This window comes from Brakhagea baltica (assembly GCF_052161605.1).
GTDB lineage: Bacteria > Planctomycetota > Planctomycetia > Pirellulales > Pirellulaceae > JBKCUI01.
In genome coordinates this window covers 1,824,587-1,846,808 of sequence record NZ_CP197409.1, presented here as the reverse complement: position 1 = coordinate 1,846,808, position 22,222 = coordinate 1,824,587, and the positions used below count along the sequence as shown (strand labels likewise).

General features: G+C 50.4%; 19 protein-coding genes. 6 read left to right on the top strand and 13 right to left on the bottom strand.

What is annotated here, in order from left to right:
* The first annotated feature begins 103 nt into the window (after nucleotides 1-103).
* Entirely contained in the window at nucleotides 104-982 is an 879-nt protein-coding gene (locus tag SH449x_RS07025; protein WP_482380617.1) for a TIGR02452 family protein, read from the top strand.
* 45 nt (nucleotides 983-1,027) lie between these two features.
* Here the strand turns inward: SH449x_RS07025 and SH449x_RS07020 are convergent, their stop codons facing one another.
* The 6 genes from SH449x_RS07020 to SH449x_RS06995 all read right to left on the bottom strand — a co-directional run bounded on the left by SH449x_RS07020 (nucleotide 1,028) and on the right by SH449x_RS06995 (nucleotide 3,978).
* Nucleotides 1,028-1,498: a hypothetical protein gene (locus tag SH449x_RS07020; RefSeq protein ID WP_482380616.1), complete on the bottom strand. Its 471-nt coding sequence runs from the start codon at nucleotides 1,496-1,498 to the stop codon at nucleotides 1,028-1,030.
* Between the two features lie 16 nt (nucleotides 1,499-1,514).
* Nucleotides 1,515-1,820 carry a hypothetical protein gene (locus SH449x_RS07015; protein WP_482380615.1) on the bottom strand — a complete coding sequence of 102 codons (306 nt, stop codon included), beginning with the start codon at nucleotides 1,818-1,820 and terminating at the stop codon, nucleotides 1,515-1,517.
* A 78-nt stretch (nucleotides 1,821-1,898) separates the two neighbouring features.
* Entirely contained in the window at nucleotides 1,899-2,426 is a 528-nt protein-coding gene (locus tag SH449x_RS07010; RefSeq protein WP_482380614.1) for a hypothetical protein, read from the bottom strand.
* A 57-nt stretch (nucleotides 2,427-2,483) separates the two neighbouring features.
* Nucleotides 2,484-2,816 carry a zinc-ribbon domain containing protein gene (locus SH449x_RS07005; protein WP_482380613.1) on the bottom strand — a complete coding sequence of 111 codons (333 nt, stop codon included), beginning with the start codon at nucleotides 2,814-2,816 and terminating at the stop codon, nucleotides 2,484-2,486.
* A 43-nt stretch (nucleotides 2,817-2,859) separates the two neighbouring features.
* Nucleotides 2,860-3,306, bottom strand: coding sequence for a hypothetical protein (locus tag SH449x_RS07000; RefSeq protein ID WP_482380612.1), 447 nt, complete (start codon nucleotides 3,304-3,306; stop codon nucleotides 2,860-2,862).
* 12 nt (nucleotides 3,307-3,318) lie between these two features.
* Nucleotides 3,319-3,978, bottom strand: a complete 660-nt coding sequence (locus tag SH449x_RS06995) for a DUF4253 domain-containing protein (protein ID WP_482380611.1) — start codon at nucleotides 3,976-3,978, stop codon at nucleotides 3,319-3,321.
* A 629-nt stretch (nucleotides 3,979-4,607) separates the two neighbouring features.
* Between SH449x_RS06995 and dcd the strand changes: the two genes are divergently transcribed.
* Nucleotides 4,608-5,246 carry a dCTP deaminase gene (dcd, locus tag SH449x_RS06990; protein WP_482380610.1) on the top strand — a complete coding sequence of 213 codons (639 nt, stop codon included), beginning with the start codon at nucleotides 4,608-4,610 and terminating at the stop codon, nucleotides 5,244-5,246.
* A 73-nt stretch (nucleotides 5,247-5,319) separates the two neighbouring features.
* Here the strand turns inward: dcd and truD are convergent, their stop codons facing one another.
* Entirely contained in the window at nucleotides 5,320-6,651 is a 1,332-nt protein-coding gene (gene truD / locus SH449x_RS06985) for a tRNA pseudouridine(13) synthase TruD (protein WP_482380609.1), read from the bottom strand.
* Nucleotides 6,652-6,657: 6 nt separating this feature from the next.
* On the bottom strand, nucleotides 6,658-7,296 hold the full coding sequence (locus tag SH449x_RS06980) for a class I SAM-dependent methyltransferase (RefSeq protein ID WP_482380608.1): 639 nt from the start codon (nucleotides 7,294-7,296) through the stop codon (nucleotides 6,658-6,660).
* A 246-nt stretch (nucleotides 7,297-7,542) separates the two neighbouring features.
* Between SH449x_RS06980 and SH449x_RS06975 the strand changes: the two genes are divergently transcribed.
* The 3 genes from SH449x_RS06975 to SH449x_RS06965 all read left to right on the top strand — a co-directional run bounded on the left by SH449x_RS06975 (nucleotide 7,543) and on the right by SH449x_RS06965 (nucleotide 10,208).
* On the top strand, nucleotides 7,543-7,848 hold the full coding sequence (locus SH449x_RS06975; RefSeq protein WP_482380607.1) for an ArsR/SmtB family transcription factor: 306 nt from the start codon (nucleotides 7,543-7,545) through the stop codon (nucleotides 7,846-7,848).
* A 33-nt stretch (nucleotides 7,849-7,881) separates the two neighbouring features.
* The gene (locus tag SH449x_RS06970; protein WP_482380606.1) at nucleotides 7,882-8,277 is read left to right on the top strand and encodes a four-helix bundle copper-binding protein; all 396 of its coding nucleotides are present in this window, start codon (nucleotides 7,882-7,884) and stop codon (nucleotides 8,275-8,277) included.
* Nucleotides 8,278-8,510: 233 nt separating this feature from the next.
* On the top strand, nucleotides 8,511-10,208 hold the full coding sequence (locus SH449x_RS06965; protein ID WP_482380605.1) for a VWA domain-containing protein: 1,698 nt from the start codon (nucleotides 8,511-8,513) through the stop codon (nucleotides 10,206-10,208).
* 114 nt (nucleotides 10,209-10,322) lie between these two features.
* On the opposite strand, the gene SH449x_RS06960 is transcribed toward SH449x_RS06965, so the two are convergent.
* The 3 genes from SH449x_RS06960 to SH449x_RS06950 form a co-directional block, all read right to left on the bottom strand.
* On the bottom strand, nucleotides 10,323-10,829 hold the full coding sequence (locus SH449x_RS06960; protein WP_482380604.1) for a hypothetical protein: 507 nt from the start codon (nucleotides 10,827-10,829) through the stop codon (nucleotides 10,323-10,325).
* Nucleotides 10,830-10,919: 90 nt separating this feature from the next.
* Nucleotides 10,920-11,996 (bottom strand): flotillin-like protein FloA, encoded by a 1,077-nt coding sequence (floA, locus tag SH449x_RS06955; RefSeq protein WP_482380603.1) that lies wholly within the window; start codon nucleotides 11,994-11,996, stop codon nucleotides 10,920-10,922.
* 41 nt (nucleotides 11,997-12,037) lie between these two features.
* Nucleotides 12,038-13,258: a 3-keto-disaccharide hydrolase gene (locus tag SH449x_RS06950; RefSeq protein ID WP_482380602.1), complete on the bottom strand. Its 1,221-nt coding sequence runs from the start codon at nucleotides 13,256-13,258 to the stop codon at nucleotides 12,038-12,040.
* A 104-nt stretch (nucleotides 13,259-13,362) separates the two neighbouring features.
* Between SH449x_RS06950 and SH449x_RS06945 the strand changes: the two genes are divergently transcribed.
* Nucleotides 13,363-15,576: a diguanylate cyclase gene (locus tag SH449x_RS06945; RefSeq protein ID WP_482380601.1), complete on the top strand. Its 2,214-nt coding sequence runs from the start codon at nucleotides 13,363-13,365 to the stop codon at nucleotides 15,574-15,576.
* A gap of 5 nt (nucleotides 15,577-15,581) precedes the next feature.
* Here SH449x_RS06945 and SH449x_RS06940 read toward each other — a convergent pair whose 3' ends face one another.
* A complete protein-coding gene (locus SH449x_RS06940; protein ID WP_482380600.1) occupies nucleotides 15,582-19,811 on the bottom strand; it encodes a cadherin domain-containing protein in 4,230 nt (1,409 codons plus the stop codon).
* Nucleotides 19,812-20,152: 341 nt separating this feature from the next.
* A complete protein-coding gene (locus SH449x_RS06935) occupies nucleotides 20,153-22,078 on the bottom strand; it encodes a RecQ family ATP-dependent DNA helicase (RefSeq protein WP_482380599.1) in 1,926 nt (641 codons plus the stop codon).
* Between the last annotated feature and the right edge of the window lie 144 nt (nucleotides 22,079-22,222).

The following is a 22,222-nucleotide window of genomic DNA, read 5'->3' as shown; positions in this document are numbered from 1 at the left end:
CATCGATTGGGAATAACAGTCGCAAGATTGCATAACAATGCAAAGCAATTTGTTACAATATGTCGCTATCCATTTCATGACCTTTGCGTAAGGTACAGCGATAATGTCTAAAGATTTAATAGCGATTGAATGTCTCGATTCCGACGAATTAGCAGATGCCAGAAAAAAGGAACTCCACATATCTCGCGAATACGCGTTTTATCGGACGCGACTTGTTAAAACAGCCGTCGAGATCGGTACGTACGACAGTAATGGCGGTAAAATAGTCGATTGGCGTCAGGAAATCATTGCAGCTTGCTTATCCAAGAAATCGATCCCACCTTGGCAGGAGTTACCACCCATTCCATCACCAGCGTTTGACTGTACGCGTGTACAAGTAACGAACGAGACGACTCTTGGGGCGGCGCTGCGACTGATCGATCAAGGAAAGCGACCGCTGGTACTGAACTTTGCCAATGGTACTTCGCCAGGTGGTGGTTTTTTAACAGGTGCCAACGCGCAAGAAGAGTCACTTTGTCGGTGTTCTTCCCTTTATTGGACTTTGGTAAGCGATCCCATGTATCTGCATCATGCCTACCTGGACGAGTCCGGATCGACGGACTGGGCTATCGTTTCACCGATGGTTCCCTTCTTTTGCACTGACGCCGCAGACACGTTCGACAAGCCAGTTCTGATCGACATAATCACCGCCGCCGCCCCTTATGCACCTAGTGTTGGTCAGCCTCGTTCGCGAGAACTGCTGCAAGCCCGCATTTATCGCATCCTTCAGATCGCAGCCGGGCTAAACTATCACAGTCTAGTGTTAGGGGCATGGGGTTGCGGGGCATTCATGAATGATTCGCGGCTAACAGCAGAGGATTTCAAAGCTGCCTTGAGCGGGGCATTCAAACGCCAGTTTTCCGATGTTGTCTTCGCCATCGCCGACTGGTCGCCACAACGTAAGTATCTTGCCCCCTTTCGCGACGTTTTTGCGACAAATTAAAACTGGCTTAGTGCGATAACATGTCTAGATCTCCGTACCATTCCGTCAAGAAGGTGGCTGCCCAGGCAAATCACTGTAAGGTATGGTAGGATTTCTAGTAATTAACTCGGCAAGTAAATCTTTCCATTCCTTCACATTCGAACCGTTCCAACCAACGGAACGGCCCGTCGAATCCCATAGGTCGTCCTTATCCGGATTGTATAGCAAAAGGAAACCGACGCCATCGTTGTCAAACACGCTTATGACACCGGATTCGGTATCCGTAATTGTGGAAAACGACAACGGTTTGGGTGGGCGAATGACGGTTTGTTCGGCGACAGCATAAAGGCCGATTGCTGGAGGGTTATGGTATGTGATCTGAAGAACGATCTCATTGGATAGCATCGACTTCTGTCGAATCACAAGTCGATGACGTGTCGAAAGTTGACATTCAAACAGGATCGTTGATCTGTCAGCTAGGAACAAAAGGATGATGATCGCAGCTGTACAGACTAGAAATGCAAGTAAGGTACGCATTGGAGCCCCTGTGAACCTAGTGCCACTTCTCATCATACCAATTGCATTGAGATCTTTGGGCTATGATCTCTTTGACTTTATCTGGTTCGTCTCCTACCAGTCTAGTAATGCGCCAAATCCGCTGCAAATCCTTTGACACCGCAACTAAAATTTTTCCTGGAAGTCGCTGATGCTCACTGGTCGAGATTAAAGCGATCGCGTTTTTCATACGGCATCGATAATTGTGCCGTGTAGAATCTGGCAGCCTATCGATCGATCGCATCATCGGTTCCACAGAACTGTTGGGTATTGCTGCGATCCATCGCGTTGCTTTCGAGCTCACAGCAAAATTCTCCTAGATGCCATCCAGGGAACGTAGCATCAAGAGACATTTGAACGGTAACTTGGGAGTACACGGTTACTATGTGACAACTCCTGCAACCCTTTGAATCATCCTACAAGCTGCCTGTATCTTTTGCAACTTAGCTATTAGCTCATCCATTTCCGCATCGGAGGCATGGCACTCAAAGCCATCATGCTCTAGCTGTTGAAGTATTGAGTCATACACAGGTCGCAGATAGCCGTGTAGCCAAGTATGTATCGCGATCGCTAATTTATCTTCTTGTAAGATCACCACGGCCCATTGCCAAACCCCACCCGTTTTGTTTCTCGTGTCGATATGCTGACAGATCTCTGCAAAGTCGGTAGGAACATCATGGAAGTGAATAATTGTGCCAAATCCAAAACCTCGGAACCAGTTTGGTTTGAACTCCTCTCGCACACCCTGTCGGATTTGTGTGGCTAGTTGGTGTATTGAATCGGTTTTGGGTGCATTAAGCCCGATGATTCCACGATGAATGTTGAAATTCTTTTTCTCCCATATAGCCCAATCAGCGTGCACCTTTGGTTTCGTGCGAGTGAGTAATTTTGGAGAGATTTCAAACTTCATAACGTTTCGCCTAAGGGACAGGATTGTGGCTGGGACCAATCTCACAGCACGGCAAGGTTACTCATTCGGTGTTCCGACTTGTTTTTTATCCGATTCAGCCATTTGTCGGCGTTGCACGTTTTTCACCGCTGCTAATACTTTTCTACATCCACGACAACGCTTGGCGGTAGCGTACAGTGATCCCTTGGCTTCCTCGTAGTACCACTTCTGTTGCTCCCCTGTCCAAATCTCATCCGCTCCGCAATCGCTACATCTGAAGGCGATGTCAACGTAGAATTTCTTGCTTGATCCATAAGGGCTGACTGGTATTTGTTTTGACGTATCCGCAGGAACAGCGCCAGGGGGCATGCCACCATTGGCGATGCGTCGTTTCTCTTTCCGGTGACTCATGATTGTTGTCCAAAGATTAACAATTGATCCCAGCAATTCTCTCTCAGTTTTCAGAGGAATCAAGCAGCTTCAGGCACTGTTCCGCATTGAAGGCCAGATATTTTCTTTCTTCAAGGAAGCGAATCATCCATCTGCGTAGATTCTGTTTCTCATCTTCAGCGAGGTCGGCCCATTCCAAAAAGCAACAAATCCCTGCCAGAGAATTCAATCCGTTTCCCCCGTAAAGCTGGGGCTCTAACAATGCCCTGTCTGCAATCCACAGCAAGGCCGCTAGAGTTCGACCGTCAGTGTAGACCATTTCTCGTAGGATGCTTACGAATCGCTGCCGTTCATCAACATTGTGAGGATCACCAGTAAAAAACAGCTTACTGAGTTCAATGTAAAAAGACGGTTCCTTCGGCCAGTCGTCGAGTCTAGCAGATCTGCGTAGTGAATGAAGCTGATCATCAGCCAGATCAGCGAATCGACTTAAAAACTCGTTGCGGTCCATGGGGCTCGATCTTTAATCCCACCAGAAGTACCAAGTCTTGGCATTGAGCAAACTGGCTGCAAGTGCTGCGATGGTTCCCGTACCCTGATCGACAATATCGTAGCAATACTTGTATTGTTCCCTTGCGAGAGCCATAGCCATGGCACGATCACGGGGCGGATTCGCCACAAAGCATTGGACAATATCACCTGTGACACTGACAACCTCAGACCCGTATTTTTCTTTCCAATAGCGGTGAATAGCACAGTGTTCCTTAGGGAATGGACAATCATTCCATCCACCCCAATTCAGTTGAGCAAAGGATTCGAAAGAGTGGATTACGGGAAGCAATCCTATGTGCACTTTTTTCTTTGGTTTGGAACCGGAGAGATCTAGGTGAGTAACGATTCCGATCTCCCCAGGTTCAACATAGGGCCAGTCCCCTTCCTCACATTGGTAAAGTTCTGGATCCTCAAGGGTTCGGGCTACGAACCAAGCATTTGCATCAATCGCATTGCTAGCGCTCAGGATTTCGGCTGGCGATTCGGACGAATCTTCCAAGCAATCCTCAATACGCTCTAGCTCTTCATCGTCGCCCAGGAGGATTGGCCAAAGACCGGTATCTGGAAATTCGGATCGTAAGCGTTGCATTTCGGCAATAGCTTTCTCACCAGCAACCTCGATTCTCTTCATGGATTGTACTCTTCTATTTAGCCGACCGTAAAAGTATGAGTCATGTTCAGCGGCAATGACCATTTCCCAAGACGCAGGAATCGACGCAACTAGCGTTTCCCGTGGTTAGAGGGTCGCTCATTTTACCCCGGAAGTCGAGTGCTTTCGCAGACGTTACTGAAGTATCTATTTCAGTTAGAGCCCCCCCCTGACGTGCCCTATTATACCGGAAAGGACACCAGCATTCTTCGGGGGAAAAAACGATAGTGTCAATCTTTAGATTTCGCTGGCTTGTCCAGTAAAGTTTCTCGCTTGTTCGAAAGCTCCACCAACTTGGCCGGATGAAGCGGTGGTAAACCATAGCTGCGAGTGTGGAGCCCCAGCGCGCTCTTCGTTCCTCAGAGCGTGCCACCCGGATACGCCAAGCTCTCGCGCGCTGATGTCAGAGCCATAAAAGCCTTGAGAAGATTTAGCAATTGCGAGGCTTCTGTCGCGCGAGTTGGCTTTCCGGCCATTCGAATGCTCCAATTAGGAAGTTTTTCCTCGATCTAGTGCCATTCGAGTCTGCAAGTTGTTATGCTAGGGCTATTGGTGGTTGGGCTCGAGAGCCCGGCGTTGCTGAGTCTTGTTTTTCGGGAGTGTTGACAGCCATGATCCTTTCCGGCCAAGAGATTCGAGAGCGATTGGGCTCCGACATTAGCATCTCCCCGTTCCAGGAAGACTGCTTGAACCCAAACAGCTACAACCTGACGCTGCACAACGAACTGCTCGTTTACGAAGAAGTTGTTCTGGACGCCAAGCAACCGAATCGCTTCCGACGCATTGTGATTCCCGACGAAGGAATCATTCTCAGTCCAGGGCAGATCTATCTGGGCAGGACCATGGAGTACACGGAGACTCGCAACTTGGTCCCGATGATCGAGGGCAGAAGCTCGGTGGCCAGGCTAGGGCTTTTCGTGCACTGCGCCTCAGGTTTTGGCGATGTGGGTTTTTGTGGTCACTGGACGATTGAAATGTTTGCAGTGCAACCAGTTCGCATCTACGCTGGACTCAGAATCTGCCAGATCTTTTTCCATGAGATCACGGGTAGCATTCAGGAGTACTGCAGTGAAAAGTACCAGAACAATCACGATGTCCAGCCAAGCATGCTCTACAAGGAGCATGGCTTTGCCAGAGAGTACGAGCAGCTGGAGTTAAACTTTGGATCCCTCGCAGCATCCTGCACCGAAACACAGGAAACTTGTACTAACTCCAGTACCGCACGAACCGAAGCCGCAGTCGGAGTGTAGTCGCTGCGAATCTCTGCTGAACGGCTCGCTGCTGAACGGCTCGCTGGCGAGCTATACAGTACTGAGGTATTACCTATCGGGGCTGCGAGCTCGATGTATCGGCAGTCGTCGATGCATCAGCACTCGTGCCTGTCGAGTCGTCGCTGCTACGGCCGACTTCTTCGTTGTCGAGGCTTTCTCCGCCGAGGTCTTCGCCGTCGAGATCGGCCTCCAGCGAGGCTAGGTCTTCTTCTGTGTCCCACTGCGTGGAGGAGATGGCTCTAACGACCATGGTGGCGTAGCAACCCCGAGGTAACTCGAACGACAAGTCCAGCGCCAGTCGTTGGCTGTTCAGCTCGTCGTTTGCCCAACTGTATTTGAAGCTGTCAGGCTTGAGCCACGTGCGACGAAAACCTTTCGAGAAGAAACTATCGCGAGGATACTTGAGCCGCATCTCTCGTCTCGTTAGTCCGAGGCCGGTGAGAATTGCATCCAGGCTCGGCAAGGTCGACTCATCCCAATCATGCTGTCTTGACGAAGGCAAAGGCAGCTCCGAGGTTCTCAGTTTATCAATCGGTCGCAGACTAGCTCCCCCTTTAGGAATACACAGCTCTCCGCACCTGGACTGGTAAGAGGTGCAATTCTCTTCTCCGAGTCCTTCGCGGATCAGCTGCGAAAGCCAACGGTTCCAGACCCAGCTTTGGAACGCGGAGAGATAGAGGCTTCTCATGTCCTGTCGAATCAAAGCGACTGCCCGTTTGAAACCAGTCGGGTGATCTACGAGGTAGGTGACTACGCTGCGGCGGTGCGATCGATCCAGTTTCTGCTTGAGCGTCACCCAGTCTCCCCAGTGCTCTCGCATGATCTCTTTTTGTTCTTTTTCTCGCCCTCGATCGTGGCTGTTTGGTTCCGCCATGGCTAAGAAAAGAGCTCGTTCATAGTCCCCTTTGCACCACGGGACAGCGATCAGTTCACCCGAGTAACCGATCGAACCAAAGCGTTGATCGTCGAAGTAGTTGACGATACCGTTCGCCTCAACGGCTTCGCATCGGCGGTCCATCTCGATCCTGTCGGCGTGCGCGAGATTCCGCAGCCTGATGGAAAAGCGATTAGCGTTAATGTGGTTGGCGTGATAGGGCTCTGACAATTGGCCTAGATACTCGAGCTTGTACGAACGATCCTCATGAGATTGATTCGGACCTTTGTGGATCGTCAGATACTGCACGGTTACGGCATGGCGATCCTTTAGGCCACCGTAGTTGACGGCTTTGCGCGACAAATTCCAATCCCGCAAAATCGCACTTATCGCTTCGGGGGTGCCGATCCCTCTTTTTTCCAATCGATAAAACGCAAAGGGGCCCCTCGAGGGACGTGCCGATGTGATTTCCTCGACGAGAAAATCTTCGTGCAGACTCTTAAGTTTCATCAATGTTTAATGCTCTGTTTTTCGGTAGAGTTCGATCTCGTATGGCCCCAGAAATAGGAGCAGCAACGCATTTTCCTGTGCATAAACCCGAAAGACTTCTTTCAAGAAATGGTGCTCGCCAGGCCATGGGTATACAAATACTAATGCAAAATCATCCCATTGTAAGTCTAGCTCGGCGTAGGCGGACGGGATGTCATGAAAGAGTGAGGCATGGTTGGCTTGTTTCTTCGCGAGCCGATCAGCACCAGGAGGAAGGAAATTTCCGCAAGCGATTTGTGCCGTTAGCCCGGTTTTACGCAAGAACCGCTTGGATTGCTCTACAAGAAACGGTTCCGCCTCGATTCCCACAGCATCCCAGCCCAGCTGCGACGCCAGACCGGTCACCACGCCGAACCCGCTTCCCCATTCGAGGAAGGTGTTACCAATTGAGATATTGGCCTTAGTCACAGCGTGAATGGCACGCCATACATCCCGAAAGTCGCACGCGACGTATTGTTCAATCGGACGCCGGTGCCATTGATCCCAGTAGGTTTGCAGCATTTCATCCGCGATACGCAGGACCTCTTCAATCTCGTCGGGGATTTCTTCCTCGGAATCCCAGTCGAGCTCCACTGGCGTCAGCAACGCTCCTCGTTCCCTGGCCATTTTTAAAGATTCTCCTGGTGTTTCGTGAGGTCCATTTTTGCTTCTGAAATCAAGCGAAGAGAGATAATAAACACAACTGGCCCGGCAATCATGGGGGATTTTTTGGCTTGTTTCGGATTATCAGAAATCCTTGTCTTGCAATACACAATTACACGTAGTAGTGTATAGAGAAAGGAACATCAAGTGCGTAATAGTAGTACTCCAAGCAGTTGTCCGGTTAAAGCGAGTTTGAAGCAACGACCGCGAATGTCGTACGAGCAAGCCGTTGCGGTCGAGGCATTGTTTGAGGTTCTGGCCAACGATACACGGTTGAGGTTGTTGCATGAAATCGCCGTAAAGGATGAGGCAACACCGATGGAGTTGGCGGAAGCTTTGGAAATGAAGGTCCAAGCAATTTCCAATCAGCTCCAGCGTTTGCAAGACAAAAGGATCGTTGCTGGCAGACGTGAGGGTAACAACGTGTACTATCGCATTGTGGATCACTGCGTCATTGATTTGCTCGAGCGGGGACTATGCTTGATCGAGGAGGACGCGAAACGTGGTGTCAATTAGGTTTGTTTTTTCTATTGCGAAGTGAGGATTACCATGGAACGAAGAGATATTGTACTTGGAGGTGCCGCGTTGGTCGCCGGAGTTGCAGGGCTCGCAAACCGGGTCGCAGCAAACGACGATCATACAGAGGTTTGTTGTACGGACTGCGGCAGCTGCTGGTCTACCTGCCTGGCGTGCGTCGCTGCTTGTTTAGATGAAAGTGGCCGAAAAGAGTGTATACAGCTGTGTCTAGATTGTGCTCAAATCTGCGCTGCGTGCGATGCGATCGCAGCTCGCAAGGGGCCTATGTTGGCTGCGATGATGGCTGTTTGCGCAGAGGCTTGTGACCGATGTGCAGACGAGTGCGAGAAACACTCGGACGATGCCGCTTGTGCTGCTTGCGCGAAAGCGTGTCGCGAGTGCGCCAAGAAATGTCGTGAGCCGAAATAGTACTTAGCATAAGCGGAAAATCTGCCATGCAGAAAGCCGCCGAATTGGGTACACCAAAGTGCTTTGTTGCGCAGCAGCTCGCACGTCGCTGGAAACTCTCAGATGTTAAGATGAAGCGTAACCTAAACCGCAAACATTCGGTTCCGTAACTCTGAAAAGATCAGGTTCACGGACAGCATGTGCTCTGGATATTTGCCGAGGGGCTATAATATCGGAGAAAAAGGGAGTACGGCATGCGTTCTGAAAAAGTTGGTGGGATTGTTCACGTCTACCAGAAGTTTAATCCATCAGAGTTTCCTAGTCCTACTGCGGAGTCACCCGACCTGGTGAGCGGTGCGTTCGAGCATGCGCTCACCTACGGAAGCTACCGCCAATTAACGGAGGAGGAACTCGCAAACGCAATCCACCTGGATCCCAGTCAAATAGCGGGGCTAGGTCCGAGCCTAGACTCGATTCGACAAATGCTCGAGGAGCGAAAACGAAAGATCCTCGAGACCTATTCCATCGATGGGCTAGACAAAAAAGCATCGCAGAGATTTGAGAAAACCGCGAAACGAATCAAGCCACCGGACGACCTAGCACGCGACTACCACCAAGCCATCAACTCCAAACAGTTGTATTTGCTCGAGCAACTATGGTATCGCTCTGATCGATCTGCGCCGCAGTTCTCGGCTCAGGTTCTGCATGCCATGGAGTCGCTAACCGATCTTTATGAGATCGAAGAACTGCAAGCCAAGTATCAATTCTCGGGAAATGAACGCCTAAGTATTCCCGACGCTATCGAGATAAAAAAGATCTTGGAGAAGATAGATGAACTGCTTCGTCAAATCGAAGAGGCGGCAAAAACGGCACAAATCGGTTTGATTGATACAGAGTCACTCTCTGATCTGTTTCCAGAAGCTGACCTAAACCAGTTAGATGAACTGAGAGAACAGATCAGCAACATGGTCCGGGAACAAGCGGAAAGGCAGGGACTGGAGCGTGGCGAAGGGGGGCAGTATCACCTGACCCCGCAGGCATACAAAGCGTTTCAGTCTAGATTGTTGGATCGCATTTTCTCGAATTTGGCTGCTTCGCGATCTGGTCGTCACGAAGGGCGTATCGTCGGTGACGGCAGTGTAGAGCTTCCCAGCACGAAGCCCTATGAGTTTGGTGACTCCGTAGCAAACCTCGACACAACTCAGTCGATACTCAATGCGGCTATCAAGAGACCGGGGGAATCTCCCATAAGGCTACGAGTCGAAGACTTGGAGGTTTACAAAACCAAAAATACTCCGAAGTGTGCTTCGGTGGTCATCATGGACATGAGTGGGTCGATGAGGTACGACGGGCAGTACAGGAACGTCAAACGAATGGCGTTGGCTCTCCAAGGTTTGATTACTTCGCAATACCCAGGTGATTTTCTGCGATTTATCGAGATGTATTCCTTTGCCAAATTGACAAGGCCTGGAGAAATCATCGATCTGATGCCCAAGCCGGTCACGATTCATAACCCGGTGGTTCGACTCAAGGCGGACTTGAGCGATCCCAAGGTTGGCGAATACGACATCCCGACCCACTTTACCAATATTCAGCATGCCCTTAGGCTCGCCAGGCAAAACCTAGCAACAGCCGATACCGTCAACAAACAAATCGTCTTGATTACGGATGGTCTACCGACTGCACACTTTGAAAACGAGATGCTGTTCTTGTTGTACCCACCGGATATTCGCACCGAGCGGGAAACCATGCGAGAAGCTATGGCATGCGCCGCTGACGGGATCAAGATCAACATTTTTCTGGTTCCCAGTTGGTCCCAATCTGAGGAAGATATTCGTTTCGCACATCGCATGGCTGAACAAACCAAAGGCAGGGTCTTTTTTACCGCCGGCAATGACCTGGATCGTTTTGTTCTATGGGATTACGTCGATCGCAAGAGAGAAATTCTGTAGTCGTTTTCCACTCACTGTGGTTTAGAAGTCTCGCAGAAGCCACTACGTTCAGGCTCCACCGAGGTTGAGGGGACCTTGCTGGAATTAAGACGCGAGAGTCAAGCCCTTCGGAGGCTAATCTTGCCAGGGACGCTTTAGAATCTCATGCACGATGATCGCAGTTTTTAAGGACTGTGGATCTCGAATGCTTAGGAGAATATTCGACGAGTTCAACGGAGCGTTGATCGGCGCAGAACTAGATGATGCCTGTGGTGCTGCAGAAGTACTCGCTAACGAAGATGTTTGTGGTTTGATTGATTGCGGTTGTTGCTTTTGTCTCTTCGGTTGCTTGATCGGTTTGGCGGGAGCATCGAACTGCGATTTCAATCGAGATGGTTCGACAACTTCCGCTACAACAACATGTTCGCTCTGTTTCTGTCGGGATTCGGCGACGGTTTGCTGTTGGCTGAGAGGTTGTGATTCGAAGGTTGAAATCGGCTTACGTGACTGCGGAGCGGGGGCACTCGCCGGAGGGGGCGCAGGTGCTGAATCGGCGAGTGAACCGCGAGTTTCCTTTTGTCGCTGTCTTTGTTTGCGGCGTTCTGCTGCTTGTCTCAGGAAATCATCCAAGTCATCAGACATGTTGTGCTCATTGCCTTTCGGGCGATTATTTGTCCTGGAATATGCAACTGTTGTGGCAAGCTGCAATCTCGTTCGGGATTGCGCTGTTTTTTACGAAGGCTGTTGCCGAGTCGGGTTGGTTGGTCCGGTGGTGCTCGTGCCAGCAATGCTTTGTCGCATTTCGGTGTCCGCCGTAATGTTTCTAAGCTTGTAATAGTCCATAATCGTCAGCTTACCAGTTTGCATCGATTGGGCGATTGCATGGGGTACGTCGGCTTCGGATGCCACCACTGCGGCTCGACTTTCTTCGATGCGAGCGATCATTTCCTGCTCGGTGGCAACAGCTTCTGCACGTCGGCTTTCAGCCCGTGCCCGTGCAACGCGAGTATCCGCCTCGGCTTTGTCCGCTTGTAGCCGAGCACCGATATTCTCGCCGACATCAATATCTGCGATATCGATCGAAACAATTTCAAACGCTGTTTGGTCATCGAGTCGGGCCGCGAGAACATTTTTGGAAATAACTTCTGGGTTTTCCAGAACAACATTATGACTGGCCGAGGACCCGATGGCGCTCACGATACCTTGACCGACCCGTGCGATAATCGTTTCTTCGGTCGCACCGCCGATGAGTCGCTGCAGGTTAGCACGCACGGTGACCCGAGCCTTTACCTTGAGCTGGATTCCATCGCGAGCGATCGCATCTAGGTAAGGAGTGGAACTACCCTTGGGGGGGCAATCGATAACCTTGGGGTAGACGCTTGTTTGAACTGCGTCTAGCACATCCCGGCCAGCCAAATCGATGGCGGCTGCTTCGCGGAACGAGAGGCTAATTTGACGGCTCTTGCGAGCTGCGATGAGAGCCCGAATCACCAAAGGCACATTTCCGCGGGCTAGATAGTGGGCTTCGAGAGATCGGGTTGTGAGGTCGGCGTCATCGATGCCAGCTTGGATCGACATGATCTTTCCCCGTACGATGGTCCGGGCATCAACACGTCGAAAAAGCATTCCGATCAGATCGACGATGGTTACGCCTGCACCAGTCATTTTGGCCTGGATCCAGAGCCAAAAATACCGGGAGAAGATGGCGAGAAAGATCGCCCCGAACACAAATCCCATCAATAGAAGCACTAACACGATGGCGTATATCGGTCCGCCGCTGGGAGCTTGGGCAAGTAGTCCGCTGTTCATCAATTGTCTTTCATGAATGTCAAAGAAAATCGTCGCAATAACTAACGCGCTCGCGTACCGCGTGAGGTGGAGCCACCCATGGTGAACGAAATCTCCGATGGGTTCCCCTCAGCATCATATACGAGGTCAACCGATCCGGCAGTGTATTTTAAACCAAATTCCCGTTCGCTGTGAGGAATCATTTCCAAGGGTCGGGGAATGGTATGAAACCAAAGTTTACCGTTTTTATAAGAAATCTCCCAGGTGCCTCCCCCTTTTCTGGAGTAGCTTCCCACAATTCGGTCAATCTGCTGCGATGTCAGTTCGACGACCACAGGATCGTAGGGCACGGAGGGTGGTTCGATCGATTCTGGTGGTAAGTCTCGAATCCATATGTTGCGAAACCTGACGGGGTTACCATGATCCTGCAGGGAAATAGGTAATCGCTCGGGGGTTGGCGAATAATTGTGAAACTGAATCCAGGAGGTCGGGCCAACAGGCTTGACGTTGTCTTGGATCAATATTCCGTTGTGTAAGACTGTTAGCCGGGCTGGTTGGACCAGTTCACCCGATTCTGCATAATGCGGTCTTCGGAAGACAATGTCGTAGGTTTGCCACTGGCCGGGCTTTCGGGAAGCGTTTACCAGTGGGGGATACTGTCCGTAAATTGCTCCCGCTTGCCCATCTGCATAGGTTTGATTGTCGTAAGAGTCAAGAATTTGAACTTCAAAAAGCCCCTGGAGAAATACTCCACTGTTTCCTCGTCCTTGGCTCGATCCACTGACTCGCTTTGGTGAAGCCCATTCAATATGGAGTTGGCAGTCCCCAAACGATTCGGCAGTGTAGACATAGCCTCCGTTCGGAACAGGCTCCATCGCGTCATCTTTAATGACCCATTTCGCTGGTCCCTTGTCGGCAGCACGCCATTGGTCCAGATTACTGCCGTCAAACAAAATCAGAGCATCGGATGGAGCCGGCAGAATCGGGGGTTCCGGACCGGGATCCACGACAGGAGGGCGAGGGCGGTCCCAGTCGTGTTGTTTCCAGCCGGAAGGGAGTTGGGCCTGAAGTGCTCCGCAGAACAGCCATCCCAGCGTGAAACAACCTAGGAAACCAATCGTCTTGGGGTAATGAAATGCGAACGTCATGGCAGGATAACCGTCGGTGGGTAGGAGTTGTGAAACCTGATGATAACCGGTCTCGCCGTCTTTTTCAGCAGATCCCGGAATAAACACAGATTCGTTTTTTCCAGAACATTCCATATGATCCGGAAAGCTTTTCACGATAGCGAGATATCTAAGGTTTGATGCGGTCGAATATTCGCATCGGTTTCGGATCAGATCGTAGATTACACCGTTCATTCCTCGATAAAAGTCCCCCCCAGATTATGAACCCGACGATTCCAAACAGCACCGCGAACATCGATCTAGCCAGTTTTGTGCACAACTGGCCACTGTTGCCGAGCGAGCGAGAACCGCACGAAGACGGCGACGCTTCGGCTCAAACGATGGTGAGTTCGAGGTTCGGTTCGATCGCTGGGCTCTATGTTGCCCTTAGGGCCAAACACCCACCAGCTGCATTGCACTCGTTGCGAGTTGCACTTTGGACTTCCGCTTGGGGTATCAAGCATGGGTTGCGAGAAGATCAATTGCAACTATTCGAATGCGTGGCTCTACTTCACGAGATTGGCAAGATCGGGGTTCCCGATCGTGTGCTGCAAAAGCCGGAACGACTGATAGAGGTTGAGCAAAACCTCATGGATATGCACACTCAAGTAGGGCTTGAAATCCTTAGAGCCGCAGGTGCAAAACGTGAGCTACTCATCTCAATAGCTGGTATCGGAACCAGCTTCGAAAACTCTAGCAGCATTCATTCCGATAGCATCGCGCCTATGGCGAGTCGCCTGGTGAATATCATCGATGCTTTCGACTCCATGACGGCTAAGCAATGCTACCGCGATAGCCTGCCCACAGAATCCGCATTGGCTGAGATCATTCGTCTAGGGGGCAAACAATTCGATCCGAAACTTGCTCGCAGCTTTGCAGAACTCGTACTGAGCCATGATCGGGTAATCCAAAGCGAAGTCGCCAAACGCTGGATCAACCAATTGGAATCACATGACCTAGAGCGACTGTTCAATCCTGGAATCGACAATGATGCTAGCCGAATTGGTAGCTCGATAGTGCATTCGCTGAACAACTCCTTCTATCGTAGAATGCTGAATCACATCCAGAATGGTGTGATCTTCATCGATACGGAATACCGAATCCTGGATTGGAATTCGGCAGCAGAAAAGATTACGGGACGGACCTCTCAGACAGTACTCCATCAACGTTGGACAACGGATATCGCGAATCTCAGAGACACGGAGGGCTTTTGCATCGACGAGTCCATGTGCCCTTTCCGGATACTATTGGAGAAGAACCAGCAGTCGAAGAGTCGCTATTCCATAAAAGCTTCTGAATCGTCGTTCGTTCAGGTTTCCGTAGAGGTTGTGCCGATCACAAACGAGAAAGATCAACTATGCGGTGCAGCTATGATTCTCGAAGATGTCAGTGAGACGGCTGAACTGGAGCAGAAGATTATTCACCTTAGGGAGCGAGCCTGCCAAGATCAACTAACTAAAGTTGCTAACCGTGGTGAACTCAATCGCCTCCTCCCTGAGTTTGTTGCACACCACCAACGAACTCATGAGCCAGGCAGCATCATTATTTGTGACATCGATTACTTTAAGAAGATTAATGATAACTTTTCCCATCAAGCCGGCGATGAGGCACTGATTGCTTTTGCGAATCTACTAAAACAGTCGTGTCGCGAATCCGATTTTATCGCTCGCTACGGCGGCGAAGAGTTTGTTATCCTTTGTGGACAATGTGATTTGAAAGAGGCAAAGGAATTCAGTGAGAACATCCGTCGAAAACTCAGTCGGCTGCCTATTCCAGCCATCAGGAATCAGTATCTCACCGCGAGCTTTGGCGTTGCAGCAATAACTCCAGAGGATTCCGACGAAACCGTCCTGGGGAGGGCCGATAAAGGGCTACTCATTGCGAAAGAAAGTGGACGAGATAGAGTCGTTTGTTTGGGTGAAGAAACCGTTCCCAAAACACAATCGAATACCTCTCCGAGCACGGGATGGTTTCGCTGGTTAGGAACGTCGAGCAACTACTCCATGCGAACTGAACTAATCACGAGTGTTCCGAAGGCGGTGACGCTTCAAAAACTCAAAGGGTTCGTACAAGAGTATAACGTCGTCGTCCATCACGTTGACCAGAGCAATATCGTGCTGGAACTGGACTGTCGCGTGGCACCAATACCGAAAGCGAAAAACGAGAGACTAGGTCGATTCCGGATGAGTATTGAAGTTGCAGATGTGGAGATGAAAGCAGGAGGCCAACAACTCAGCACGCGTATCTGCACTCTTCTGGATGTGGAAATCACAGCACTGAAGAACCGAGATCGAAGAGGGGAGTCAGTTCGCAGTCAAGCGAACCGTCTCAAGACAGCACTGCAAGTCTATCTTGTTGCAACGGAGATGGATGACACCCTAAGGCAAGATTTACTACGCAAAATCAAGCCTGATACGGATTCTCGATACGGCTAGTCAAATCATATCATTCTTCTTCGTCTCTCGTCTCTTTCGTTCTCCAAATCGTGGAGAACCGACGAAAGCGCGAGATCTAAAGAGGAATCGAGCGCTGGGCCAAAGTCTCGAGATTCGCCTTCAGCCTGCCCACCAGCTGCCTGGGTGTTGAGCAGATTAACCAACAGCAACACATCTATCGGTGTCAAACTGTTGTCTCCGTCGACATCAAAAAATGGCATCGAGAGAGTCGATGCAGGTCTGGGGATCGTCAAGGAGAAACCATCATTGATAGCGTTGACGAGGACCAGGACATCCAAAGGGTTCACGTTGGTGTCACCATTGATATCAAATTGGTTGAGTCGGTTCTGCCATGGGGAGGGATTCGCGACCCGTCCCAACGATAGATTCATCGAGAAAGTCCGTCCTGTCGATCCATCAGCAAGTACCTCGCGAACCCTCATGGGGACTAAGACCGTCGCGGGTTCACTCTCCGCTATCGCTCTTCCCGGACGCATTCGCAGGATGTTATCTACGACCTCGAATCGTGAATCAATCGATTCTGCCCTATAGGAGATGTTGGCATTGGTGTGCACCACCTGAATTTGCCCCACAACCGCTCCCGAAATCGATGACTGTACCGTAGCAGGGTTGGTGCCGATCGAAGTAGGAGGTCTCCTGACTGGAAGAATCGTAATCGGAATGACGATCTCGGCAGAAAGTGCGGGGATTCCATTGTCTGTTGCCCTTGCGGAAATCGAATACTGATTCCGTACAAAAGCATCAAACGATGCCCCGGGTCTCAAGGTAAGGTCTCCCGTCTGTGGGTTCAAATCAAACGGCGGCAAATCGGAATCGATTACCTCATAGTTGACCGATGACATCGGATCAGGATCTGTGGCAATGATCCGAGCAAAAGGCACACCGGGTTGTGTCACCTCCGAGACCTCTAGGGTCGTGGTTGTAAAGACTGGGGCGAATCGATTTCTCGGAACCACATTAACCCTAACTGTTTGAGCAGCCGAACCGAGTTGTCCGTCCGAGGCAACAACGACGAATTCATGGACGGACTGCGCTGTCCAGTCCAAGGTCCTGCCTTGTTTAAGGCTGATCAGTCCAGTCGCGGGATTAACATCGAAGAATGGCGAAGCCCTCAAAACTTGATACGTCACGACTGTATCCGCATCATCGTCCACTGCCACCAAAAAACCTACTGGCGAACCAGGCTCCAAGGATTCGGAAACGGTAAAAACAGGTGATTCCACGAAGCGAGGTGGAAACTCATTTACGTTTAATACAGTTATTACCACTGGCTGTACCAACGACAGTGGAGGAGTACCAGAGTCTGTCACCATCACGTTGACAGTAATGGACCTTTCTACCTCAAAGTCAATATTGGCATTAGGTGAGGTAAAAAGAATGTTGTCGATGACGAAAAACCGAGGATCATCGACCGTGTAGGTATGACGATCACCTGGATCAGGATCAAAAGTGGTGAACGAACCGATTCGGAAATTCCTACTGTTCTCTGGAACCTCCGATGGTGTGAGAGTAACTCGCTCGGGCCTGTCGTTCACATTTATAACCGTAATGATCAAGGGTACTATCCCGAATAAGCCGTGAGGATCCGTGCCCACGATATTAACAACCGTGACTCCAACGTTATTGTTTCTCGGAGTGCCGGTTATGATTCCATTGGCCGAATCCACCTGAATCCACGATGGCGACGCGGTACCACCGGGATTTCTAATGCTCAAAGCGATTTCTGTATCGTCGACATCGAAGAACAAATCCTCTGGCAACACCAAAGTGAAAGTGTCGTCTTGAAGAACCGAAACCGATAAACTCGGATAGTTACCTACCGGTGCATCGTTGACTGGTCGAATCACTTTATTGATAAAACTCGGTGCGACCGAACTTGTCGTCGCTGCAATCAAGGCAGGGATTTCTGCGGTAACACGGGCCGTATTCGTCGTGAAACTACCCGAGTAAGTCGGGTCAATTGCGTAGTAACTCAAGAGCGGGGCATCGCCAAAGAAGTCTTGCGATGGAACGAATCGGAGGCGAGCACCTACTCCCAAAACCAATCCGTTGTTGATTGAAACCTGCCCCAGATTTCTCCAGTCAGCTCCAGCCCTATACTGCCAAGTCCCGTCGGGAGAATTGGGGTTCTGACTAATAACGATTCCCACAGGCTGCTCACCATCAGGATCAATCACACCGCGGGCCAGTACATCGCGAACCAAGGTGCCAGGACTATCCACATTGTCCTCATCAATGGGGTCGAGCCAAACTGGGAAGGCGATCGGAGCGTCGTTGACAGGAATCACCGTCAGTGGCAGGACAGTGGTGGACGAGAAAATCCCCTTCTGAATGCTTAGAGAAATACTTCGAGGACGCGGATCGGGCGCATCTCCCGTCGCTATGAATGCGATCGCGGGAATTGTTGCTTCGATGGCTGCTGGCGTGGCAGCCGCGTTGAATCTGACTTCTAAATCGGTTGGAGTCAGATGAATCAATGTTCCAACCACCAGGTTCTGGAATAAAATCGAGGTCCCTTCGCGTCGAATCGCACTACCGGATGGGGGCAGAAATCGAAGCTCGTCGGTGTGGCCGGAGAATGGTACGACAGATGCCGATACCACGGCGCCTTGATAACCTCCCGGTGTCGCATCCACTAAACGAGCGGATGTAACGATAGGCACAGCTGGATTGTCTTCCACGTAGATAACGGGATTTCGCGAGACTTGTAGACCTAGGGCAACAGTGATATCGCCCGTGATCATATACTCCCCGAGGCTGCCGTAATCAGTAAAGCCAAGCGGTGGGTTAGCTGTCGGGTCACCGAACCCAACCCCATCTACTGAGAGGTAATAAGTTCCCGCTACGAGATCCAAGTTTATAAATTGAGCCGCCAAACCTACTTTGTCAGCAATCGCGACCAGCGCACCTTGAGAGTCATACAATCTCGCTTCAACATTGAGATTCGTCCCTTGGTTTTGAGACCAATTGGTTGCATTGCGAAACGAGTCCTCAATGGTTCGCACAAATCCATTGGGACCATTAACAAACATCTCGGTAACATATGGATTGATGGTCAAGTTGATCGGTCCGTCGCCGGTTTGAAATTGGAAGAAATCTAGGTCATCAGATCTTTCAATAACACCGTATTCTGATATCTCTACTCGCGCAGCTTCGTTAACTGGTCCTGATAAAGTTGTAGCGGTATCGATCGTGCCACCGTGATCGTCTAATCTATACCCGAACCCGTTTCGTGTCGTTATTACCTGCAAGTCATCTGGGCCAGCTCCATAGTTTGCGTTTGCACCACCATTGTTTGCTCCAAAGTAAACGCCATTATCCCATGTGGTCACATTACGATAATAACCGCCGACCCCCATTATCGGCCCCCAGCTAAATTCGCCTGTCCCATGGCCGGTGTAATACTCGACATTCGGCTGTGTGGGGTGCTGCGCATTGGTGCCGTCATGAGAAAGGCCCATCGTATGCCCCACCTCATGACTAGCTGCTGCGGCAGCAAATATCGCCCCAATATTGAACACGTAAGTTGGCGTGTCGCTCGCACCCGGGGATTCATACCCCCAGTTAAAGCTATCGATAAACGCGACACCCCCACTGCCAGGTAAAGGAAAATCATCCGGCGTGAACACGACTCGTATCCCCCACCTATCGTCTCCTCCGCCGGTATTCACCAACGCAGCCTCACCGGGATCCTCCGTAGTAACATTAATGTCAAACGGAGAAAAGTCGGTAGATACCAATTGCCAGATCGCCTGAATCTCTAACAGCTCGCCATTCGAAAATTCGGGGCCATTGTTGGCCGGGTCGTAGGGAGGCGAAATAATCGGATCACGTCCGCGAAAGGCGTTCCAAGCTGTACCGGTCGCAACGAAGCCATGGAAATCGAGATAAATGGTCTTGGTCGCATTCGGTCGACTATGCAGACGAAACGTATTATCTAGGTTCGTTATCCCTGCCTGACTGGCTTCTGCCCTAGACATCCCATCGAACTGACGAAAGTACTCCTGGTTGGCCAGCATCAAATCCAGAGGTGCCCTGGGAATGGAAACCGGCTCGCTTGGAACGATATCGGCAGCGAGGAGCCGACGGGATTCAAGTGTCTCTACAAAAAGCCTTCTCCGAAAAGAACGCCGTAACTCTCTACTTCGCCCAACAGATTGGTAGGACCGCTTTGGCGACTGTTTACTGCGAGAGTGTTTAAACGACGTGCTCATAAGATCAGTACCCGTTGCGGATTCATCTTGGTTCGAATATTGGTTATGATCAATACATCTATACAGATCGATCTAGCTATACTAGGAAGGTTTAGAAAATCACGCAACAAGATTCCTAGGAATAACCGGAACTGCACCGGTCCTGTCGACCAAATTCGTTCTCCACCTTGGCCCTTTGAGGCAACTTTGTTTGCAGCTTCTTTCCCTGTTCGGACTCGTTCTCATCCATGTGCACACGGGCGATTTTCGGAGCATTCCCAAAGAATGCCTTGCCGAACAAAAACGGCCCAAACCCGCCTAGAGGCGATTCAATTTCCCTTGACTGGCAGCAGTGTGGATTTCTAGAAAGAAACGGCTTTTAATACTTCGGAAAACGGAACGGACGAACAGCACCCGTAATACGGGTGATTAGACACGCGTCGTCGACTGAGCAGCGGGGAACTGATTCCGCACAGGAACTTTGCTCGGCGACTTGGCTCGTCAAACACCTCAGGCATTTCCCGCATTAACTGCCTTAGACCAGTCAGGGCAGAAGTCCCTATCCTCGCAAATTCTCCCTCGGGTAACACCCGGTATGTCTCGCCCCGGCAGGAACTGCATTGACCGCATGGCTCCTGAACCGATTGTCCAAAATACTCCGCAAGTCGCTTACTCTGACATTGCGTTCCTACGGCTAGCTGAAAGAGCTGATCAATCCGCCGAATCTCATGACGCTCGAGTGCCTCAAGCTTGTTGAATATCTCGCTGGCAATCAGAGAGGGCTCCGAGATCGGTACAAGTCTTCGATAACCGTAAAGTAGTCCACTTACCTTTACCTCCAACCAACCTCGTTCGACAAGATGATCCATCAGTGAAATGATTTGCTTTCGATCGCATTTTAATCGCTCACAAATGTTGGATAGAGGCAGGTTAAACCAAAGCTTTTTCTTCACGGACAAACTTAGAACATCACGAACAAAAGCGCGGTACTCACCCTCGAAGTGACTCAATATTTCCTTAGAAGAAACAAAGGGCTTGAACTCGTAACTGTCGTGTCGTGGCCCAATACCCTCGATGTATCCATCAATCTCCAGATAGGTAAGTATCGTGCGAATCACGATCTGCTTGATATCGAATTGATACGCCAAAGAATACAAGGACAAATAAAACGAATCAGGTTGATGCGCGATCAAATCGAGCAGTCCGTATACAGACGCAAGCGATGGTGTATCACCGTAGGCGAAATTCTCGAGTGTGGACCTATCTTCCGGGACGATCCAGGATTCGCAGAGACTCTCCAATCCATCCCTGCCAGCACGCCCAATCTCCTGCGCATAATTCTCGATTCCCTTTGATGCATTCCAATGAAAAACATAGCGAACATCTCGCTTATCAATACCCATGCCAAACGCGATCGTAGCCACCACAATGGCGTTGTCTTCCTGCATGAACCAGTCCTGGATCTGCATTCGCAAATCGTCCTCCAAGCCAGCGTGATACGCCTGCGCAGCGAAACCATTCTCGGTCAACCAATGGGCCACTTCTTCCGATGTTTTCTGAGTGGTGACGTAAATGATCGTGCTGCCGCGTGGTAGCGAAGTTAATCGTTCAAGCAACTCTTTAGCACGCTGTTTTGCGTTCGAAACTCGAAAGCGAATCTGCAAGTTGGGGCGATAAAAGGGAGTGCAAATTACATTTTCCTCCTCGATTCCAAACCCATTTCTAATGTCCTCTATTACTTCGGAGGTAGCCGTCGCAGTTAATGCCAGGATGAGTGGAATCCTAAGCAACTTTGCAATAGAAGACAGTTTGAGATAGTCAGGCCGAAAATTGTGCCCCCACTGACTGATGCAATGCGATTCATCAATCGCCATCAAAGAAATCGGCAAATCATTTAAGACCTCACGAAATCGCTCATTAAAAAATCGCTCTGGCGCGACATAAAGCAATTTCACCTTTCCGGACCGCAGTTCAGCCATCGCATCCGAATGCTCCTTCGCAGTCAGGGTTGAGTCAAGTCTAATCGCCCCAACTCCCAGTTTCACCAACCGATCGACCTGATCTCTCATCAGTGCCAACAGCGGAGAAACTACGATCGTCGTACCGGGTAGTAAACAGGCCGGTAACTGGTAACACAACGACTTTCCGCCACCAGTGGGAAAGATAGCAGCAGCATTGCTGCCATTTAATAACGACCGGATCACAGATAGCTGGCCATCACGAAACGTCTCCAAATGAAATGTTTCTTTCAAGCACTTCTCTACTTGTGGGGCCAAAACATCTTCCATTCTGTCGAAACTTCTTTCTGGTCCACAGGCAACCAGGATAATTCGACGAAATGTCAGATGCGGGTGCAGCAATGGGACCGATGGCAAACCAACACGATCATAAAAAAAAATCGCAGCCCCGAGTAGGGGCTGCGACATTTTTCA